Genomic DNA, 2,761 nt, shown 5'->3' with positions numbered 1-2,761 from the left:
TGGCGGCGAGCGCGTCGTCGAGCGCGGCGAGGTCCAGCCCCGCATAGCCAAGCGCGCGCCCCGGCGATCCTTCCCCCGCCCGCATCAGCGCGTCGATCTCGGCCGGCGACGCGTCGGGAAGCTCGTCCGCCAGCACCCGGCCGAGCGCCGCGCCGTCGAGCGGATCGAACCGCAGCAGCCGGCAGCGCGAGCGGATCGTCGGCAGCAGCCGGCCGGGCTGATGGCCGACCAGCAGAAACACCGTCCCTGCCGGCGGCTCCTCCAGCCCCTTCAGCAGCGCGTTGGCGGCGCTTGACTCCAGGTCGTCCGCCGCATCCACGATGATCACGCGCCGTCGCGAGAGCGACGGGCTCTTGCCGAACAGGGGCAGGAGCGCCCTTACCTGCCCCACGTCGATGTTTCGCGCCAGGTCGGCTTCCGCCACCGGACCGGGTGCGGGCTCGTCCTCGTCGGCATCCTCCCCTTTCTTCTTCCTGGCTTTGCGCATGAGCGTTCGAAGGTCGGGATGCGAGCCGGCCTCCACCAGCGAGCGGGTGTGCCCCGCCGGTACGTCCAGCCCCGGCGGCAGCGCCTCGCCCGCGCCCTCCGCCAGCAGGCGCAGCGCCGCAGCGCGCGCGAACGTCGCCTTGCCGATCCCGCGTGGCCCCGCGAGCAGCCACGCGTGGTGCAGCGCACCGCCCGCCATCGCGGCGAGGAACGCTTCGCGCGGGCGATCCTGCCCCGACAGCCCGTTCATGCCAGCCAATCCGAGAGTTCAGCCAGCAGCCGCGTCGTCACGGCGGCGGCATCGCCCGACGCATCGATCAGCCGCACCCGCTCGGGCTCGCGGTCCGCGATCGTGCGGAACCCGCGCGCCACCGCCTGGTGAAAACCGGCCCCGCGCGCCGCGAACCGGTCGGTCCCCGCCCCGTCCCGCCCGATCGCCCGCGCGGTGCCCTGCTCCACGGGCACGTCGAGGACGAACGTCCGGTCCGGCAGCAACCCTTGCGATCCGAAGTCGTGGAGCGCGAGGATCGCGGCGTCGTCCACGCCCTCCGCTGCGCCCTGATAGGCTCTGGTCGAATCGAGGAACCGGTCGCAGATCACCCAGCATCCGGCCGCGAGCGCGGGCCGGATGAGCGTCGCGACATGGTCGGCCCGCGCGGCGGCGAACATCAGCGTCTCGGCACGCGGACCCCAGCGGTCGACGCGGCCCTGCAGCACGAGGGCGCGGATCGCCTCCGCCCCCTCGCTCCCCCCCGGTTCGCGCGTCACGACCGCCTCGATACCCCGGTGCCCGAGCGCGGCGGCGAGCGCGCGCGCCTGCGTCGACTTGCCCGCGCCCTCCCCGCCCTCAAGGCTGATGAAGCGGCCCGGCACGCAGGATCAGCCGCCGAAGATCGAGGTCAGCCCCGCCCATGCCCGCCCGAAGAAGCCGGCCTGCGCCACATCCGCCTCCGCGACCAGCGGCAAGGTCTGCCGCGGCAGGCCGGGCGCATCGATCACGAGGTCGGCGACGTGCTGGCCGGCCTTGACCGGCGCCTTGATCGGCCCGTCGTACACGACCCTGGACTGCATGACCGGAACCGCGCCGGCGGGCAGCGTCACCTTCAGGTCCTCTCCCGCGGTCAGCCCGACATGGCTGCTGCCGCCCATCTGAACCGCTGCGTCGTCGACGTGACGGCCCTTGGCGACGACGATCTTCTGCTGCCACGCGCGAAAGCCCCAGTTCATGAACTTGACTGACTCGTCGATCCGCTGGTTGAAGCTGCCGAGGCCGGCCAGCACCATGACGAGCCGCCGTCCGCCCTGATCGGCCGAGCCTGTGAAGCCATAGCCCGCCTCCTCGGTATGGCCGGTCTTCAACCCGTCGGCGCCCGCCACCCGGCCGAGCAGCGGATCGCGATTGTCCTGCTTGATCGCGGCGCCGCCCATCGTCTTGCCCCAGGTGAAGTCGGGCCGCGAATAGAACTGCTTGTAGAGCTTGGGATATTGCTGGATCGTCGCGGCCGCCAGCGTGGCGAGGTCGCGCGCGGTGACATAGGTGACGCCGTTGTCCGGCCACCCGTTCGACGTGCCGAAATTGCTGCCCGTCAGGTGCAGCCGGTCGCGCGCCGCGTTCATCTGCGTGACGAACGCAGGCTCGGTGCCCGAGACGCCTTCCGCCAGCACGACGCAGGCGTCGTTCCCGGACAGGGTGATGATGCCGTACAACAGGTTGGCGACGCTCACCTTCTCGCCCGGCGACAGGAACATGGTCGAGCCGGCGGCGGGACCGTGCCACTGTTTCCACGTCTCGGGCCGGACATCGATCATCTGGTTCAGCTTCAGCTGCCCGCCGGCGATCAGCGAGAAGGCGACATAGACCGTCATCATCTTGGCGAGCGAGGCGGGCGGCATCCGCTTGTCCGCGTCCTTGGCGAACAACACCGCGCCGGACGACAGGTCCCGCATGAAGGCGATCGGCGCCGGCGTGTCGAACGCGGGCGCGGCGGCCTGGCCTGGCACCGCGAGCAGCACGGCGGAAAGGATGGAAAGGGTCGGCAGGCGGGACGATCTGGTCATGGCGGGCACCCGTTGCGGTGATTGTGGAGAAAGGCGTCAGTGGGCGTCGAGGACGGCGGCGCAGCCATAGCCACGCGCGGCGGCGGCGTCACGCATGCGCTCGGCTTGCGCTCGCGTCCCGAACGGTCCCAGGCGGACGCGCCAGACCCGGCCTGCCGGCTCGACGCTGCCGCCGATCGCCGCCGCCAGCGCGCGGGCGCTCGGTTCGTCGGGAAGG

General features: G+C 72.0%; 4 protein-coding genes. All 4 read right to left on the bottom strand.

All coding sequences use genetic code 11. The features are described from left to right. Positions 1–736, bottom strand: a 736-nt coding sequence (locus HUV01_RS14675; RefSeq protein ID WP_174298942.1) for a DNA polymerase III subunit delta', incomplete at its 3' end; no start/stop codon positions are given. Then, a complete protein-coding gene (tmk, locus tag HUV01_RS14670) occupies positions 733–1,359 on the bottom strand; it encodes a dTMP kinase (protein ID WP_174298941.1) in 627 nt (208 codons plus the stop codon). The genes tmk and HUV01_RS14675, both read right to left, overlap by 4 nt. A 6-nt stretch (positions 1,360–1,365) precedes the next feature. Then, positions 1,366–2,544, bottom strand: coding sequence for a D-alanyl-D-alanine carboxypeptidase family protein (locus HUV01_RS14665; RefSeq protein WP_174298940.1), 1,179 nt, complete (start codon positions 2,542–2,544; stop codon positions 1,366–1,368). 36 nt (positions 2,545–2,580) lie between these two features. After that, positions 2,581–2,761: SPOR domain-containing protein (locus HUV01_RS14660; RefSeq protein ID WP_174298939.1), on the bottom strand; the 181-nt coding region annotated here is incomplete at its 5' end.

The organism is Sphingomonas bacterium (genome assembly GCF_903643035.1).
In the GTDB taxonomy this organism is placed as follows: Bacteria; Pseudomonadota; Alphaproteobacteria; order Sphingomonadales; family Sphingomonadaceae; genus Sphingomonas.
This window is presented reverse-complemented; position numbering and strand designations above follow the sequence as displayed.